Here is a 15,917-nt window from a genome sequence, read left to right as displayed (position 1 = left end):
ATATGTATTTAAACATCCAAAACAGGGTGGCGCGCGCCACCCTGTAAATTTGATGTCCTGTTTATTATTGCGCTTTTTTAAGCTCCATGATCTGTGTGGTATGAGTCTTTACGGTGCCTTCCAAGGTGCTCACGCGCCCTTTCAGGCTGTCGACCTCGCTGGTGACAGACAACTTTTCAATAATTTCGCTGTGCTGCTCGGCGATCAGTTTGATTTTATGATCCTGATTTTCAATAAGTACGCGGGTGTGCCGGGCTTCCTCCTCGATTTTGTCCAAGCGTGCATCCATCGTATTCAAGCGTGCATCCATCGTATTCAAGCGTGCATCCATCGTATCCAAGCGTGCATCCATCGTATCCAAGCGTGCATCCATCGTATCCAAGCGTGCATCCATCGTATCCAAGCGGGTATTGATAGGTTCTAGCTTAGTGTCCATAAGCTTTGCAATTGCAAGCAAATCGTTCTGATCCAGCATCCGGCTCAACTCCTTTTCTTTACTATAGCATATCCATAGGCGGGTATCAAGACTGGGGCTCTTCTTCCGGGGTATATTCCAAAATGTCTCCGGGCTGGCAGTTTAACAAACGACAAATCGTGGTCAAGTTTTCCCACGAAGAAACAGCAAAACAACTGGAGATCGAGGAAAGGAATTTCATCGGCTTTCTGTTGAATAAGAAGTACATATACCGGAGCAAGTGCGGAAAACTGCTGTTCTGGATGTCAACTTTTAGCTCGGTTGTCCTGGCTGAGATTTGCTGCAACAACTTATCTTTCACGATATCCTCAACGGAAAGTTCAGGCACATGATTCATCTTCTGCACAATCATGCCAAAGGCCATCCGCTGTTGAAACCGCTTTCGTGGGCGGGACGGCGGCGTTATAATATGGGGGGCAGGCGGTTTTTTTGAGGCGAAAAAACCGCCGCCTGAATCCAATCGGATTCAGGCGGCGTTGTGGGGGAAATTGCTCGAAATGCACTGGCCCGCGGTAGAGGGCTGATGCGCGCGGCTGTTGCGGGTACAAAGCCGTCCTGGCCCGTTGCCTGCGCAGTCATGATGCCGATGACCTCAAGGCTGAACAGCCCAATGGCGACAGCGATGGGGGCGCCAACGGCGACATGCTTGCTATTTTTTGCATAGCGGCATACATCGGGGGAGACAATACAGCCGAAGATCCAGGCGCCTTCGCTGCTGGAGCCTTATATTATTTTGTTATAGATGTTTCAAACAGAAACTATGGAATGGCTGAGGCAAGTTGTGTGGATTCTGGCTGCAAATTGGCGGAGAAATTGGCCGCTGTTACAATGTATGCGCATTTTGGCAGCGGTTATCTGCACACAATCAGATATTGATAAAATATATGAAACGCCTTTTCGAGCCGTCCGTGTGCTTTATAAAGCCGGCCCTGTGTGATTTCGCCCTCTCCGGCTTTTGGGGCTGTGCCGTTTTTGCAGGCAGGTTGCTCTTGTAATCACAGAGGGAATATGCTATCATGAACGAGCCATACTTTATCTGTAAAAAAGCATGGCTGCATCGATATAAAACGAATGAGCCGGCATGACGCTGGACCCGGCCTGCGGCTGCGGCCCAGCGTTGTTTTTTTGCCCGCGCCGCTTTTGCGGCGGACAGCAATACGCGGGGAGGCGTTCTTATGCAGGATGGTTTCATCAAAGTGGCGGTTGCGACTCCAAAAATCCGTGTGGCGGACTGCGTTTTCAATACGGCGGCGGCTGTGGATATGGCCAAGCGCGCCGCGCAGTGTGGCGCGCGTCTTCTGGTGCTGCCGGAATTATGTTTGACAGGTTATACGTGCGGCGATCTTTTCCTGAGCGAAACGCTGATTGAAGGCGCGCGCGCCGCTTTAGCGTCGCTGTGTGCGCAGACGCGCGCGCTTGCGCTGCTGATTGTCGTTGGACTGCCGGTCATGTCCGGCGCGAAGCTCTATAATTGTGCGGCGGTCGTCTATCAGGGGCGTGTGCTTGGCATTGTGCCAAAAACGCATCTGCCCAATTACGGCGAGTTTTACGAACAGCGATGGTTCGCGCCTGCGCCGGATGGTCGCTGCGGCACGGTGCGCGGCTACGGCGGCGGGGAGGTGCCGTTCGGCCGGATGCTGTTTCAATGTGAGGAGATAGGCGACTTTTGCCTGGCTGTCGAGCTTTGCGAGGATTTGTGGGCGCCGGTCGCGCCTTCGGCCGCGTACGCGGCCGAAGGCGCGACCGTGATCGCAAACCTGTCCGCCTCGGTTGAGACGGTCGGAAAGGATGACTACCGCCGCGCGCTTGTCACCGGACAGTCGGGAAGGCTCGTGTGCGGATATCTGTACGCGAATGCGGGCGAGGGCGAATCGACGACCGATCTTGTATTTTCCGGGCACAGCATGATTGCGGAAAACGGCTCGATGCTTGCGCAGACAGGCCGGTTTGAACAGACGATGGCGGTCAGCGAGATCGACGTGCAGCGGCTGACGTTTGAGCGCCGCCGCCTGACCACCTTCCCGGCCAGGGATGCGCAGGCGTTTTTGACGGTCCCGTTTTCCATGCCGCCTGTCGAAACGAAGCTGACGCGTCCGGTCCCGGCGCTTGTGTTCGTGCCGCCCGAGGGGGACGGGCGTGACCGGTGCTGTGCCGATATTTTGCAGGTGCAGGCCCACGGGCTGAAAAAACGGCTTGACCATTCCAAAGCGGAAACGGCGGTTGTCGGTATCTCGGGCGGGCTGGATTCGGCGCTCGCGCTGCTCGTCTGTGTGCGTGCGGTGGAGCTGCTCGGACGGCCGCGCACCGATGTACATGCGGTGACGATGCCGTGCTTTGGTACGACCGCGCGCACCCGCAGCAACGCGCAGATCATCTGCGAACGGCTTGGCGTCACGTTTTCGTGCGTCGATATCACAGCGTCCGTGCGGCGCCATTTTGATGATATCGGGCACGACGAGGCTGTGCGCGATGTGACGTTTGAAAACGCGCAGGCCCGTGAGCGCACGCAGGTATTGATGGATATCGCAAACCAGATGAACGGGCTGGTCGTCGGCACGGGCGATCTTTCCGAACTTGCGCTCGGCTGGGCGACCTATAACGGCGATCAGATGTCGATGTATGGCGTCAACGCGTCAGTGCCGAAAACGATGGTGCGCCATCTGGTTGCGTATGAAGCGCGTCGGGCGTGTGACGACACGCTGCGCGCCGCGCTCTGTGATATTCTTGATACGCCCGTCAGCCCCGAGCTGCTTCCGCCGGACGACGGCGCGATCGCACAGAAAACGGAGGATTTGGTCGGCCCGTATGAGCTGCATGATTTCTTCCTCTATCATATGCTGCGATGGGGCTTTTCACCGCGCAAGACGCTGCGCCTGGCGCTTTGTGCATTCGGACAGGCATACCCGCGCGAGACGATTCTTTATTGGATGCGCATTTTTTACAGACGCTTTTTCGCACAGCAGTTCAAACGCTCCTGTATGCCGGACGGACCGAAAATCGGTTCGGTATCCCTGTCGCCGCGCGGCGATTGGCGCATGCCGAGCGACGCGTCGGCTGCGCTGTGGATTTCTGAGGTGGAAAAGCTCTGACGGACAAAGCCCGGCGGCGGTTTGAAAACCGCCGCCGGGCTTTGTCCAGATGCGGCGCCTGCCGATTGCGCCCAAGATGTGCGGGTGCTATAATGGTGGTAGCGGGACGATGTTTATCCTGACTGGGACAGTGTGGGCGCGCGTGTCCTGGCCGCCGTCCTGCCGGCACGCTGCGGTCGGACAGAAAGCCAGGGAGCCGGCTTCGTAAAGCGCTGCCTGAAATCAAGAGCGGATCAAAGGGCGGGGATGGGCATGGAACTGGGCGTCAGGCTGGAACAGAATCAAGTATTAGCGCCGCGTGTGGAGCAATCCGTGCGCATTTTACAGATGGACGGCGTACAGCTTGGGGAATACCTCAAGGAGCTGGCGCTTGAGAATCCGGTCGCTGAGGTGGAGCCGCCGCCACGGCGCGAGCAAAAGGAAAAGCTGGCGCAACGCAAGCTGGAATGGCTGGAGAACCAGACGCGCCGCGAGCAGGAGAATATGGGCTATTACGATGACGACGGCGATCTGACGCCGGAGCAGAACACGCCCGCGCCGCAGGAGGAAAGCCTGGCGGATCATCTGCTGGCGCAGGCGGAGCTGACGGCCGTTCCAAAGGCGTTGGCCGCGGCGGTCAGGTATGTGATCGGCTGCATTGACGACAACGGTTATCTCAAAACCAGCCCCGGGCAAATGTGTGCTGAGGCCGCGGCATCCGGCGCGCTTTTGGAGCAGGCGGTCGCGCTTATACAGAGCTTCGACCCGCCGGGCGTCGGCGCGCGCGATCTGGCGGAATGCCTCTGCTTGCAGATACCGGCCTCCGATACGCTCGCGCGCCGGCTGGCACGGGATTTTCTGCCCGAGATCGCTAAAAACCGTGTCGGCGCTCTGGCGTCTAAAACCGGCGCGTCCGCCGCGGACGTAGAGGCGGCCATCGCGCGCATCCGCCGGCTCAATCCGAAGCCGGGCGCGCTTTATGGAGCGCATAGCATCCCGCACTATATCACGCCTGATATTGTGGTCACAGGCTTTGAGGATCATTATAATGTGATGCTTTGTGAATTCGCTTATCCACAGGTGCGCCTTTCGGAAAGATATCTGCAAATAGCGCGCGAGACAACCGACCCGGAGGTCATCCAATATATCTCCGAAAAGATCGACCAGGTCAATTGGGTGATCAAATGCATTGAAAATAGGAACAGGACGCTTGTGGAGGTGGCGCGCGCGATTGTGCGGAGGCAGGAGCGCTTTTTCCGCTATGGGCCGCAGCGCCTCGGCGTTCTGCGCATGCGCGAGATTGCCGGTGACGTAGGCCTGCATGAGTCGACGGTCAGCCGCGCTGTGCGCGGGAAGTATCTGCAATGCGCGCACGGTGTCTATCCGCTGCGATATTTCTTTGTCAAGGGACCGGAACACGGCGGTACGGTCAGTTCCGAAGCAGTCAAATACAAGCTGCGCGCGCTTATCGATGCCGAGGACAGGGCGCATCCGTTCAGCGACCGCGCGCTCTGCGGGCTTCTGACGGCCGACGGCGTTAACGTATCGCGCCGCACCGTCGCAAAATACCGGGCGGAGATGGGTGTGGCAGGCTCATCAGGCAGAGCTCGCGGTTGAAGGGTTAACAGGCATACGTGTCCCTTTTGGCGTTTGGAACTGGTTGTTACTGATACAGATATGCATGTGAAAAAATACACGTGACAAAAGGAGACGGCATCATGGATCAAATCAGTCTGAAAATCAGGCGCGGGTTTTGCACGGCGCTCTGCTGCGCGGCAATTCTGGCGGGCTGTGCGCCGCAGGGCGGGGCGCCGGCTGCCTCCGCCGGCACAGCGCCTGTGGAGGCAGCCGGCGCGGCTTCATCGGCCGCGTCCGCGCACGGTGCGATCGATCTGACCGATTACAATGCGCTGACCGACATATATTTGCGCCAGCCGTTTTATTCTGGTGTGACCGCGCAGAACTGGGATACGCCTCGGGACATCGACGGCGGGGCGCTGGTCGATTTTTACGGCGTCTATTGGACAAAGGAGCATCCCGATGAACAGAGCGGCGGCTTTTTCCCGGCGGCCGAGGCGGAGGCGTATGTGCGCCAATTTTTCACCGCGGACCCGACGGAGACGATGCGCGCCCACGCCCGTTATGACGCGGAGCAGGACGCCTACGAATTTACGGGGCTTGGCGGCGGCGCGTCCGGGCGCGTCGTGGGCGCGGCGCTGAACGGCGATGTGCTGACGCTCGATTACGAGGTTTACAGTGCTGCGGACGACCGGACTGTCATACGCAGCGGCGCGCTGGCCGTCGCGCTCAGGGAGGACGGGGGCTTTCAGTATATGTCGCATAGGGTGCGTTATCCCAAGATTGAGACGTCCGCCACACAGGAACGCCTGGACGAACTGACTGAAACGTATATAAAGCCGCTTAACCCAAACGGAGCGTTGGTGTCGCGCACGTGGGCGTCGGTCAGCGAATTGACAGCTGATGAACTGATCGGTTTTTGCGCCTTCAACAATTTTCTGGAACTGCCGCGCGACTTTGAAGGGCTGTACGAGCAGGGGCCGGTCGCTCCTGCCGCCGAGGTAGAGGCCGCGGTGACGCGTTATTTCGCGGTGGACGCCGCGTTCCTGAAAACCTCGCAGTTTTATGACGCGGCGGCGGACGCCTACGCGCTGCCGGGCGGATTTGGCGGCGGCTGGACAACGCGGGCGTTCGACGAGCGGGAGCGGGACGGCTTTCTGATCATCACAACCGGGGTAATCGGTCCGGATGACGAGCCGGACCGCCCAAGCCGAACGGCGACGCTGACGGTTGCGCCGCAACCGGACGGCGGGTTTTGGTATGAATCATTTATTATAAACGGCTGACCGGGCCTGTTTGCGGAAAAAGACGGTATTTCCGATTTTAAAAACAGACCCAAGCTGCTTTGCAAAAGGGGGCGCCTTATGCCGCACATCGGGATGCGTATTATTAAGTCGGCTGTAGCCGTCTTTCTGTGCTTTATGATCGACCTGCTGCGCGGCGGCGCGGGCGCGCCGTTTTATTCGGCGATCGCCGCTGTCCTGTGTATGCAGCCATACGTATCGAACAGCATTAAGGTTGCGCTCAACCGCGTCGTAGGTACGCTGATCGGCGGGTGCGCGGGCATGGCGTTGCTGCTGTTTGAACGCGCGTTTCTGCCGCGGGACTGGCCGGTTGTACAATATCTGCTTGTTTCGCTTATGGTGATCGTGCTGATCTATATCACAGTGCTGCTTCGGGAAACAAGCGCGTCGTATATCACCTGCGTGGTCTTTATGAGCGTCGCGGTTTCGCACGGCATGGACGTTAACCCCTATCTGTTCGCGCTTAACCGTATTCTTGATACATTGATCGGTATCGGCGTATCGTTGGCGGTCAACAGCGCGCACCTGCCGCTGCCGCGCCGCCGGGATGTCGTATTTGCATGCGCGCTCGACGGCGGGCTGCTTGGGAAAGATGGACGCATGACGGCCTATACGCGTATCCGTTTGACCCAGCTTGCCGAGCGCGGGGCAAACATCGCCATTGTGACGGACCGGACGCCGGCGTCGTTTTTGCCGCTGCTGGACGGTGTACAGATGCGCCTGCCGGTCGTGTGTCTCGATGGCGCAGCTTTGTACGATGTCAAAAGCGCGCGCTACTCCGGCCTGCGCGCGATGCCGGAGCAGGCTGCGCGCGCTGTGGCCGCCGCGTTTGAAAAAGCGGGGCGCGGATGCTTTATTTACAGTGTTGTGCGCGATATGATGCACGTCTATTATGGGGATTTTTTGAATCCCGCGGAGGAAACATTTTATGAGCAGCTCTATGCCAGCCCGCACGAGGCGTATGTCTGCGGACCGCTGCCGGACGGCTGCGGCGCGCTGATGATTACCGTGCTTGAGACGGACGGAGCCGCCGCTGCGCTGCGCGCCGCCGTTGAGGCGCTGCCGCAGGCGGAATATCTGCGCGTCCGCGCGGTCCCGGCGCGGGGATGTCCGGGGTATACACGCCTGGAAATTTCAAGCGTGCAGGCCACGCCGCATTGTGCGCTTGAAACGCTGCGGGCGCGCTGCGGCGCGGCGTCCGTACAGACAGTCGCGCAGCCAACCGGCGAGAACGGCGCCGCGCTTGCGCGCACATTGGCGCGCGCGTTTCACCAGCGCGCGCCGCGGTGAGGCGGACTGTAAAAAAAGGGCGTGGGAGCCGGGGCTCCCACGCCCTTTTTTGTTTATGATTGACAGACCTTGTGCGGATTGAAGATGCCCTTTGGGTCGAAGGCGTGTTTGAGGGCGTGATGGCCAAGTATCCTGAGATCGATTTCAGTATCCGCATTGTCAGCTGCTTTACAGGTTGCGCAAAAAATCTGCGGGAGCTTTGCGCGCGTCATGAAATAGGCTTTTGTATTTACATACCGCGCATAATGCATCGGCAATCCCGCTATTCTTAAGCAAGCCCTTGATGAGAAATGTTGGAAGTGTTATAATAGAAACCGTCAAGGCCCTGAAACAGCCCGCTGTTTAACAGCGGGCTGTTTCAGAGAAACGGAATGAAGGAGAAAAAACACATGAAAACAAAATGGTTATCACTGTTGGCGGCAATGATGATGCTCATCGCACTTGCGGCGTGCGGCGGGGCGGACATGCCGATGGAGGCCACGCTGGATGGCTATACCATCGTCCTTGGACAGACAACCGTACAGGATCTTGTCGACCGCGGCTACGAGGCGCACCTGGAGAAGATGCCGGATGTCGCGCGGGACGGGGATAAATACATTTCGTTTCATTATAGTCTGGACAGGGGTGCGGGCGATCAGATTTTTGTGACTGTCAGCGTGCCGTGGAGCGGTAACACGGATATTACTGCGGAGACGAAGCTTTCCACTTCAGCGGGGATTTTGCAGGCCGTGACGTTTACCAAGACAGCGACTGAAAAGGTTGAAGCTCTGTATAACGGCGTAAGCGTACAGGATCTGTCGTTTGATTTTGCCGCGCAGGAATGGGGTGCGAAAGAGAAAAAGGACGCGTCCAAAAAAACCTATATGCTTCAGGCGAAGCGGGGATTTGTCCAGTTTCAAAGCCATCTGACCGGCGATGAAGATTTCCATTCCGTTTCGGTCACGCTTTCTGATAAAGAGTTTGAAAAGATGCAGAAGTGAAAAGCCGGCGCGCGGCGTTTTTCGTTGTCAGGTATCGCATTGTATAACGCCGCTGCGCTTGATATCGCGTGGTATTTGCAAATATGTGTACATTTTGTGATGCCTGAGTATTGATTTAAATTGTATTATGTTTATAATGGTAATAGAAAGGGAGAAATTTTCTCCTATATAGAAAGGCTCTTCATCCGCTGCGGTTATAGGAGGAAGGGGCGGGAGGGAAAACACATGAAGTCCATCAAATCAAAAATTCTGGTCAACATGCTGCCGGTCGTATTGATTGGATCCATACTCATTGGAGTAGTTTCTGCGATCTTAAACTACAGGGGAACGTATGCGATTCTGGAATCTACGATCGGCCCGGCTGCGGACATTGCGGGCGAAGCAATTAATGAAAAGCTGAACGGATACTGGGCTACTCTGACCGAGGCTGCGGCGCTGGACGTTTTCCACACCTCCAAGCCGAACGACAAGGCGCTGATCGAGCAGTCGGAACAAATCGCCTCGCGCAACGGGTTTATACATCTTGGCAAGATCGACGCGCAGGGGATCGCGATGTCCGGGAGCAATTTGAGCGATCAGGATTATTTTAAATGGTGTAAGGAGCGCGTAGCCCCGGTTATTTCCAATCCAATCCGCGATGGTAACCAGGTGGTTTTTCTCATGGCTTCTCCAATTTTGACAAACGGAAAATTCGACGGACTTGTTTATGGAGCGGTGGACGCGTCGTTTTTAACGGAGATTGTAAGCGGCCTGCATATCGGCGAAAGCGGACAGGCATACATCCTTGACGAATACGGCGATGTGATCGGGCATCCCGATCCGTCATATGTCGTCGACGGCGTCAACATCATCGACCAGGCCAAAAGCGACAGAAGTGTTGCGGATATCGCGGCTATCCATGAGCGGATGATCCGTGGCGAATCCGGCTTCGATACATATAAATTTGACGGAGACAGTAAAATCTTCGGCTATGCCCCAATCGTAGGTGAACAGGGCTGGAGCATCGGTATTGAGGCCAGCAAGTCGGAATTTATGGCGTCGCTCAAAACGAGCATCATGATTACGGTTCTCATTGTTCTGGCCGTTATCATTGTCGCAGTCTTTATCGCTGTGCGGTTGGCACGTTCGGTTGCCAATCCGATCAAGGCATGCATGGAGCGCCTGGATTTGCTCTCGGCGGGCGACCTGCATACGCCGGTTCCACAGATCTATTCCAGGGATGAAACGGCCGGCCTGATGAACGGCCTGGATGTGACGGTTACACGGCTGTCCGATGTGGTGCGCGATGTCTCCACGCATCTTGGCGAGATGGCCAAGGGCAATTTTACAGTGGAGATAACGCGTCAGTACAGGGGCGATTTTGTCACTATTCAGCAATCGATGAAGCAGATCAACACCTCCATCAACGATACGCTGGCCCAGATCAGCATAGCTGTCGACCAGGTCGCCAGTGGTTCCGACCAGGTGGCTGCGAGCGCCCAGTCGCTCAGCCAGGGCGCGACCGAGCAGGCCAGCTCGGTGCAGGAATTGGCCGCGACCATTGCCGATATCTCGCATAATGTGCAGCAAAACGCCGACAGTGCAAACAGCGCCAACGAGAATGCGCAGCGCGCTGGAACTGACATGCAGCAGAGCAATGTCAAAATGCAGGATCTGGTTGCCGCGATGAATGAAATCAACAGCACATCGGACGAGATCAGCAGGATTATCAAGACTATTGAGGATATCGCGTTCCAGACGAATATTCTGGCGCTCAACGCGGCTGTCGAGGCGGCCCGCGCCGGCGCAGCCGGCAAGGGCTTTGCCGTTGTTGCGGACGAAGTACGCAACCTGGCCGGCAAAAGCGCCGACGCGTCCAAGAGCACGGCAGCGCTGATTGAGCGTTCGCTTCAAGCAGTTCATAATGGTATGAAGCTGGTGGACGAGACGGCTGGATCATTGGTGCGTACCATGGAAGGGGTTAGCGCTTCCGTGGAGATGCTCGACCGGATCGCGGAGGCATCGCGCCAGCAATCCGAATCGATCGAACAGGTCAGCCTGGGCATCGACCAGATATCCTCCGTGGTACAGACAAACTCTGCGACCTCCGAGCAGAGTGCCGCAGCCAGCGAGGAGCTGTCCAGTCAGGTGGGGGTTGTCAGATCGCTGGTCAGTCAGTTCCGGCTGCGCGGCGCCGCCGTCCAAGCACCACCGGACAAATTAGCGGCGGAGCCTGACAGCTTTGCATTTACGGATTCAAAATATTAACCGGTTAAAAAGAGGCTGGCGTCGCAGGGACGCCAGCCTCTTTTCTGTAATTCACAGGCCGTAGCAGGACAGGATATGCTCGTATTTTTGCAGTAATACGCGGCAAACGCCGCCGGCCTTTTCAAAGTCCATCGCAGACTGGTAATACTGCTCTAACTGATCGTGCAGACGCTTGGCTTCGGCCAGCAGCTTGCCGGCCTGTTCGATCATCTGCGCCGCCGCCTTGCGGTTGAAAGCAATACGCTTGCGGTGCGCACGCAGCTGTTCGGCATCAGTAAAGCGGCGCGCACGGATAATCTTATACGGTTCGATCTGTGGCTTGTGGAAATCGTTTGAGGTTATAAAGCCGATTTTGAGCGCGGGGATAAACAGGTGATCGATCTTTTCGAACGGGAACAGCGGGCAGTAGCAGGTGATGACATCCCAGCCCATTTCAAGAGCATGACTGCGCAGCGCGTTTAACATAAGCCGCGAGGCTGCCCCGTATACGTCGTCGATCAGATAGAGACGGTCGCATAGCGCGCGGGCCGTATCCTCAAACATCAAAACGCCTTTGTTGGTCACACAGGAAAGGAAGCGCACTGATTCACGGCCGCGCCCCTCTGGCCCGCCTTTGAAGGCTCCAAGCGCCAGACGGCGCGCCGCCTTCGCCACCTTGGAGACGGAGGTGGCGTCAAGCGCAATGCGGTATGTATCGCCGGTAAGGCTGCCGGCCGCACCCAAAAAGCGGCAGCAATGCTCGTGGCAGCGGCTGATTCGCGTCGAAAGCGCCATAATTGATTCACGCGATTCGAACAACACATGTTCATCCCAGCAGGCGGACAGATCGACAAGCTGCTCAAATGCGCCCGGATATTTTGGCTCGATGACATGGGATGCCGCGCATAATATAAGAACTGATCCGATTTACTTTTCCCCTGTTTCGTATTATGATAAAGACAATGCAAAGCATCCTTCCAGGGATTGTTTGCAACAGAAGGACGGAAAGGAAGATGTACTTTGAACAAACGGCGATTGGGAAATACCGGACTGCTTGTCGGCGAAGTCGGTATGGGCTGCGAGGGCTTCCTTGAGAAAACGCCCGGGGAGGTTTCGGCGATGATCGGCCTTATGGAGGAGCGCGGCTGCAACTGCATCGACCTGTATACCCCGAACCCAGAGATGCGCACAAGCCTTGGACAGGCGTTGCGCGGCCGGCGCGACAGGTTTATTTTACAGGCCCATCTTTGTACGATCTGGAAGGATGGTCAATATAAGCGCACCCGTGAAATCGGTGAGGTGAAAGCTGGCTTTGTAGATTTATTGACGCGCATGGAGCTTTCATCCGTGGAAATTGGTATGATCCATTATGTTGATTCAATGGCCGACTGGGATGAAGTGTACAACGGTCCGGTCATGCGTTATGCGCAGCAGCTTAAGGCGGACGGTGTGATTGAACATATCGGGCTTTCCAGCCACAACCCCGCCGTTGCCCGCAAGGCTGTTGAAAGCGGGTTGACCGAGGTGCTGATGTTCAGCGTCAATCCGTGCTATGATTTGCAGCCCGCCAACGAGGATCTGGAGCTGTTGTGGGCTGAACAGAGCTATGAGAAACCGCTGGTCAATATGGACCCGGAACGCGAGGCGCTTTATGAAGCGTGTCAGCGGATGGGCGTGGGGATTACTGTGATGAAAGCGTTTGGAGGCGGCGATCTGCTCGATGAGACGCTTTCCCCAGCCGGGCGCGCTCTGACGCCGTACCAGTGTATGAACTACGCGCTGACACGGCCGGCCGTCGCCTCGGTGATAGCCGGGGCGCGCACCCTGGACGAACTGCGCGATTGCCTTTCCTATTCGGACGCTCCACAGGAGCGGCGAGACTATGCCGCCGCGCTTGCCACGTTCCCAAAGATCAGCTGGCAGGGGCACTGCATGTATTGCGGGCACTGCGCGCCCTGCCCCAAGGGGATCGACGTTGCGTCGGTCACAAAATTTCTAAATCTCTGCAAGGCGCAGGGCGGCATACCGGAGACGGTGCGCGAACACTACGCAGCGCTGCCACAGCGCGCATCGGCCTGCGTGGCGTGCGGCGCGTGTGAAAAGCGTTGTCCGTTTGGCGTGCCAATTATAGAGAATATGAAAAGCGCCGCCAAGTTATTTGGGAAATAATCTGGCTGTTCAATGCCGCATGCGGGCCGTTATACCGGCGTTTATGCGGTATATATATCAATGATGCGGTATATATATCAATGAAAGGGGAAATGAAGTGGATCTGCTGATTCATGATGTGAAGGGACCGGCGGCAAAGGCTCTGGCCACTGGAGCATTTGCGGGAGCGCAGGTCATCGCAGACGATGGGTCTGCGCGTCCGTGCGCCGGCTGCTTCGGCTGCTGGATCAAAACACCCGGGACCTGTGTAATCCAGGACAGCTGTGCGGATATGGGCGCGCGGCTTTCACGCTGCGACAGGCTGTTTATTGTCAGCCAGTGCGTTTATGGCGGGTTCAGCCCGTTTGTAAAGACAGTGATCGATCGCAGCATCAGCTATGTGCATCCTTATTTTGTCTTTAAAAATGGTGAAATGCATCATCAGGCGCGCTATGAAAACAGGATGGATTTGACGGTTTGGTTTTATGGAACCGACCTGACGGAAGCCCAGCGCGCGACAGCACGCAAATTTGTTCAGGCTATGGCTGTTAACTTCTATTGCAGGTTAAACCAGGTCTGCTTTGTCGATGCTCCCGATGATATAAAGGAGGCGCCGGCAAAATGAAAGCAGCACTGATCAACGCCAGCCCCAAACGGACGGGCAGCACCTCTGGGATGCTGCTCAATGCGCTGCGTCCAAGACTGGAGGGCTGTTCATGTATGGAGTTCAGGCTCGGGATCGAAAAACCGGATCCGCAGATTTTAGAGACGCTTACGGATTTTGACGCCTTGGTATTTGCCTTCCCGCTTTATGTAGACGGCCTGCCGGCGCATCTGCTGCGTCATTTGCAGGCGCTGGAGCCGCTGCTTTTGCAGCGTCCGCGCCCAGACAGGCGCGTTTATATGCTGGTCAACTGCGGATTTTACGAAGGGCGGCAGACTGCCTGCGCGCTGGAGATGATGGAGCATTGGCGGTTGCGGGCCGGGCTTTCGCGCGGTATGGGCCTTGGCATCGGCGCCGGGCCAATGATGCTGGAGCTTGCAAGCGTTCCGCCCGGGCGCGGCCCCAAGAAAGCGTTGGGGGAAGGTTTGGACGGATTGGCCGCGTGCGTTAAAAACAGCGCGTCAGGGGAAGACCGGTTTTTGTCAATCAATTTTCCGCGCTTTGCATACCGTCTGGCAGCACAGGCGCATTGGAGGCGTTTGGCGCGCACCAACAATCTGTCGGCGCGCGACTTATTCCACAGGCCCGAATAGGAACGGCACAATCGGCCCGGGCAATATGCCCGGGCCGGTTCGTTTAAAAAGGGCTTGATTTCCAGCCCTGGATGCGCCACAATAAGAGAAAAGCGCCCGCCCTGTTGAGGGCGGACCATACAGATGGAATATATGGGGAGGCGTTGTCAATGGAACAGGAGGAGATTCGCAGGTATTTAGCGCGGTCGTTTCCAGTGTGGGAACGGCTGAACGCGTGCGAACAGGCCGGTCTGGTGGAGCATACGGCGCCGGTCCATTATGAAAAAGGCGCGCGCCTGCATGGAGCGGGCGCCGAGTGTATCGGCGTGCTGATTGTCATGCGTGGGCGGTTGCGCGCATATATGCTCTCGCAGGAGGGGCGGGAGATCACGCTCTACCGATTGGGAGCAGGGGAAATCTGTATCTTGTCCGCGTCGTGTGTGCTTTCGGCGATCACATTTGAGGTGCACATTGACGCTGAAGAGGACACGGATGTACTTTTGACTGGCGCGCCGTACTTTTCGGCGCTTTGTGAGCGCAGCATTTATGCGGAATGTTTTTCATATAAGCTGGCGGCGGAACGTTTTTCCGACGTGATGTGGGCGATGCAGCAGCTTTTGTTCATGCGTATGGATCAACGGCTGGCGATCCTTTTGTGGGATGAATTTTCCAAAGAGGGCGGCGACGTCATCCGCCTGACGCACGAGCAGGCGGCACGCTATATGGGCAGCGCCCGCGAGGTTGTAACACGTATGCTCAGATATTTTGTCGCGGAGGGGATCGTCTCGCTTTCGCGCGGCAGCATCCGTCTGCTCGACCGCAAAAAGCTGCGCGCGCTGGCGTTTTCGGGGGAGGAAGCCATATGAACATGTTTTCGGTGATGCTGCCGCTATAGACATTACGACCGGCTCGCCGCCGAAGTCAGCAGCGGTTTCCTTCGTGGGCGCGGCCATTGGCCGCGCCCACCCGCGTTTTATCCCATATCAACGTCCATTATACGCCGAGCATCTGTAAAATCTGCGCCTTTGAGCGCACGCCGACCGACGTGCCGGTCAGTTCGCCGTCCCGGAAGGCTGCAAGCGTCGGGATACTCATGACCTTGAAGGTCTGCGCTAGTTCCGGCTGCTCGTCGACGTTCACCTTGCATATCTTGATCGACGGCGTTTCCTCGGCAATTGTATCAAGAATGGGGGATACCATGCGGCACGGACCGCACCATGGCGCCCAGAAATCCACGAGGACCGGGCGGTCCGCGTTGAGGACCTCGGCTTCAAAGTTATCGGAAGTTATGGTAATAGTTGCCATAATCGAATCGTTCCTTTCATATTAAAAACATATTGGAGTTACACGGCGGGAGTCCGCCGGGGGCGCGCGCAATCCGTGCGCGGATTGCTCACCGCCGGGGGGCGCGCGTGACCCGTGCGCGGGTCACTCACCGCCGGGCGCTGCGCTTGCCCGGCCGGCTATTCGGGGCTTTCCGGCGCTATAGCGCCGGGCGCGGACAAGCCGCGGCAGCGCCCCTCAGCGCGCCTCACAAGGGGAGGGTCGAGCGACCCCTCCCCTTATGTTATCCCCACCTCTGCCTGGCGCGATCGTATCGGGCGCACGCCAA

Annotated in this window: 14 protein-coding genes; 10 read left to right on the top strand and 4 right to left on the bottom strand. The window is 57.1% G+C overall.

Features of this window, described 5'->3' with window-relative positions:
• Window positions 1-64 precede the first annotated feature (64 nt).
• Window positions 65-475 carry a hypothetical protein gene (locus tag FMM72_RS13560; protein ID WP_162221724.1) on the bottom strand — a complete coding sequence of 137 codons (411 nt, stop codon included), beginning with the start codon at window positions 473-475 and terminating at the stop codon, window positions 65-67.
• 46 nt (window positions 476-521) lie between these two features.
• Window positions 522-827 (bottom strand): helix-turn-helix domain-containing protein, encoded by a 306-nt coding sequence (locus FMM72_RS13555; protein ID WP_162221723.1) that lies wholly within the window; start codon window positions 825-827, stop codon window positions 522-524.
• Window positions 828-1,650: 823 nt separating this feature from the next.
• On the opposite strand from FMM72_RS13555, the gene FMM72_RS13550 reads away from it, so the two are divergent.
• From FMM72_RS13550 to FMM72_RS13525, 6 genes are all read left to right on the top strand, one after another.
• The gene (locus FMM72_RS13550; protein WP_162221722.1) at window positions 1,651-3,564 is read left to right on the top strand and encodes an NAD(+) synthase; all 1,914 of its coding nucleotides are present in this window, start codon (window positions 1,651-1,653) and stop codon (window positions 3,562-3,564) included.
• Window positions 3,565-3,816: 252 nt separating this feature from the next.
• Window positions 3,817-5,160 (top strand): RNA polymerase factor sigma-54, encoded by a 1,344-nt coding sequence (gene rpoN / locus FMM72_RS13545; RefSeq protein ID WP_162221721.1) that lies wholly within the window; start codon window positions 3,817-3,819, stop codon window positions 5,158-5,160.
• A 101-nt stretch (window positions 5,161-5,261) separates the two neighbouring features.
• The gene (locus FMM72_RS13540; protein WP_162221720.1) at window positions 5,262-6,407 is read left to right on the top strand and encodes a hypothetical protein; all 1,146 of its coding nucleotides are present in this window, start codon (window positions 5,262-5,264) and stop codon (window positions 6,405-6,407) included.
• Window positions 6,408-6,485: 78 nt separating this feature from the next.
• Complete coding sequence (locus tag FMM72_RS13535; protein WP_162221719.1) at window positions 6,486-7,715, top strand: FUSC family protein; 1,230 nt, start codon at window positions 6,486-6,488, stop codon at window positions 7,713-7,715.
• A gap of 389 nt (window positions 7,716-8,104) precedes the next feature.
• Entirely contained in the window at window positions 8,105-8,695 is a 591-nt protein-coding gene (locus tag FMM72_RS13530; protein ID WP_162221718.1) for a hypothetical protein, read from the top strand.
• A 225-nt stretch (window positions 8,696-8,920) separates the two neighbouring features.
• Window positions 8,921-10,942: a methyl-accepting chemotaxis protein gene (locus tag FMM72_RS13525; protein ID WP_162221717.1), complete on the top strand. Its 2,022-nt coding sequence runs from the start codon at window positions 8,921-8,923 to the stop codon at window positions 10,940-10,942.
• Window positions 10,943-10,993: 51 nt separating this feature from the next.
• Here FMM72_RS13525 and FMM72_RS13520 read toward each other — a convergent pair whose 3' ends face one another.
• Complete coding sequence (locus FMM72_RS13520) at window positions 10,994-11,740, bottom strand: hypothetical protein (RefSeq protein ID WP_160211001.1); 747 nt, start codon at window positions 11,738-11,740, stop codon at window positions 10,994-10,996.
• A 201-nt stretch (window positions 11,741-11,941) separates the two neighbouring features.
• Between FMM72_RS13520 and FMM72_RS13515 the strand changes: the two genes are divergently transcribed.
• From FMM72_RS13515 to FMM72_RS13500, 4 genes are all read left to right on the top strand, one after another.
• Window positions 11,942-13,090 carry an aldo/keto reductase gene (locus FMM72_RS13515; RefSeq protein WP_162221716.1) on the top strand — a complete coding sequence of 383 codons (1,149 nt, stop codon included), beginning with the start codon at window positions 11,942-11,944 and terminating at the stop codon, window positions 13,088-13,090.
• Between the two features lie 97 nt (window positions 13,091-13,187).
• On the top strand, window positions 13,188-13,694 hold the full coding sequence (locus tag FMM72_RS13510) for a flavodoxin family protein (protein ID WP_162221715.1): 507 nt from the start codon (window positions 13,188-13,190) through the stop codon (window positions 13,692-13,694).
• Window positions 13,691-14,326 (top strand): hypothetical protein, encoded by a 636-nt coding sequence (locus FMM72_RS13505; RefSeq protein ID WP_160210998.1) that lies wholly within the window; start codon window positions 13,691-13,693, stop codon window positions 14,324-14,326. Before FMM72_RS13510 ends, FMM72_RS13505 begins: the two co-directional genes overlap by 4 nt.
• Before the next feature lie 149 nt (window positions 14,327-14,475).
• Complete coding sequence (locus tag FMM72_RS13500; protein ID WP_162221714.1) at window positions 14,476-15,171, top strand: Crp/Fnr family transcriptional regulator; 696 nt, start codon at window positions 14,476-14,478, stop codon at window positions 15,169-15,171.
• Between the two features lie 127 nt (window positions 15,172-15,298).
• Here the strand turns inward: FMM72_RS13500 and trxA are convergent, their stop codons facing one another.
• Entirely contained in the window at window positions 15,299-15,610 is a 312-nt protein-coding gene (gene trxA / locus FMM72_RS13495) for a thioredoxin (RefSeq protein ID WP_160210996.1), read from the bottom strand.
• Window positions 15,611-15,917 lie beyond the last annotated feature (307 nt).

This window comes from Anaerotruncus colihominis, from assembly GCF_010206195.1.
GTDB lineage: Bacteria > Bacillota > Clostridia > Oscillospirales > Ruminococcaceae > Anaerotruncus > Anaerotruncus colihominis_A.
The sequence above is the reverse complement of the archived record's forward strand: the minus strand, read 5'-3'. Positions and strand labels throughout refer to the sequence as shown.

Coding starts and splice junctions, on each gene's coding strand:
- FMM72_RS13560 (WP_162221724.1), bottom strand. CDS start 475: ATGCTGGATCAGAACGATTTGCTTGCAATTGCAAAGCTTATGGACACT.
- FMM72_RS13555 (WP_162221723.1), bottom strand. CDS start 827: ATGATTGTGCAGAAGATGAATCATGTGCCTGAACTTTCCGTTGAGGAT.
- rpoN (WP_162221721.1), top strand. CDS start 3,817: ATGGAACTGGGCGTCAGGCTGGAACAGAATCAAGTATTAGCGCCGCGT.
- FMM72_RS13525 (WP_162221717.1), top strand. CDS start 8,921: ATGAAGTCCATCAAATCAAAAATTCTGGTCAACATGCTGCCGGTCGTA.
- FMM72_RS13535 (WP_162221719.1), top strand. CDS start 6,486: ATGCCGCACATCGGGATGCGTATTATTAAGTCGGCTGTAGCCGTCTTT.
- FMM72_RS13540 (WP_162221720.1), top strand. CDS start 5,262: ATGGATCAAATCAGTCTGAAAATCAGGCGCGGGTTTTGCACGGCGCTC.
- trxA (WP_160210996.1), bottom strand. CDS start 15,610: ATGGCAACTATTACCATAACTTCCGATAACTTTGAAGCCGAGGTCCTC.
- FMM72_RS13530 (WP_162221718.1), top strand. CDS start 8,105: ATGAAAACAAAATGGTTATCACTGTTGGCGGCAATGATGATGCTCATC.
- FMM72_RS13550 (WP_162221722.1), top strand. CDS start 1,651: ATGCAGGATGGTTTCATCAAAGTGGCGGTTGCGACTCCAAAAATCCGT.
- FMM72_RS13505 (WP_160210998.1), top strand. CDS start 13,691: ATGAAAGCAGCACTGATCAACGCCAGCCCCAAACGGACGGGCAGCACC.
- FMM72_RS13500 (WP_162221714.1), top strand. CDS start 14,476: ATGGAACAGGAGGAGATTCGCAGGTATTTAGCGCGGTCGTTTCCAGTG.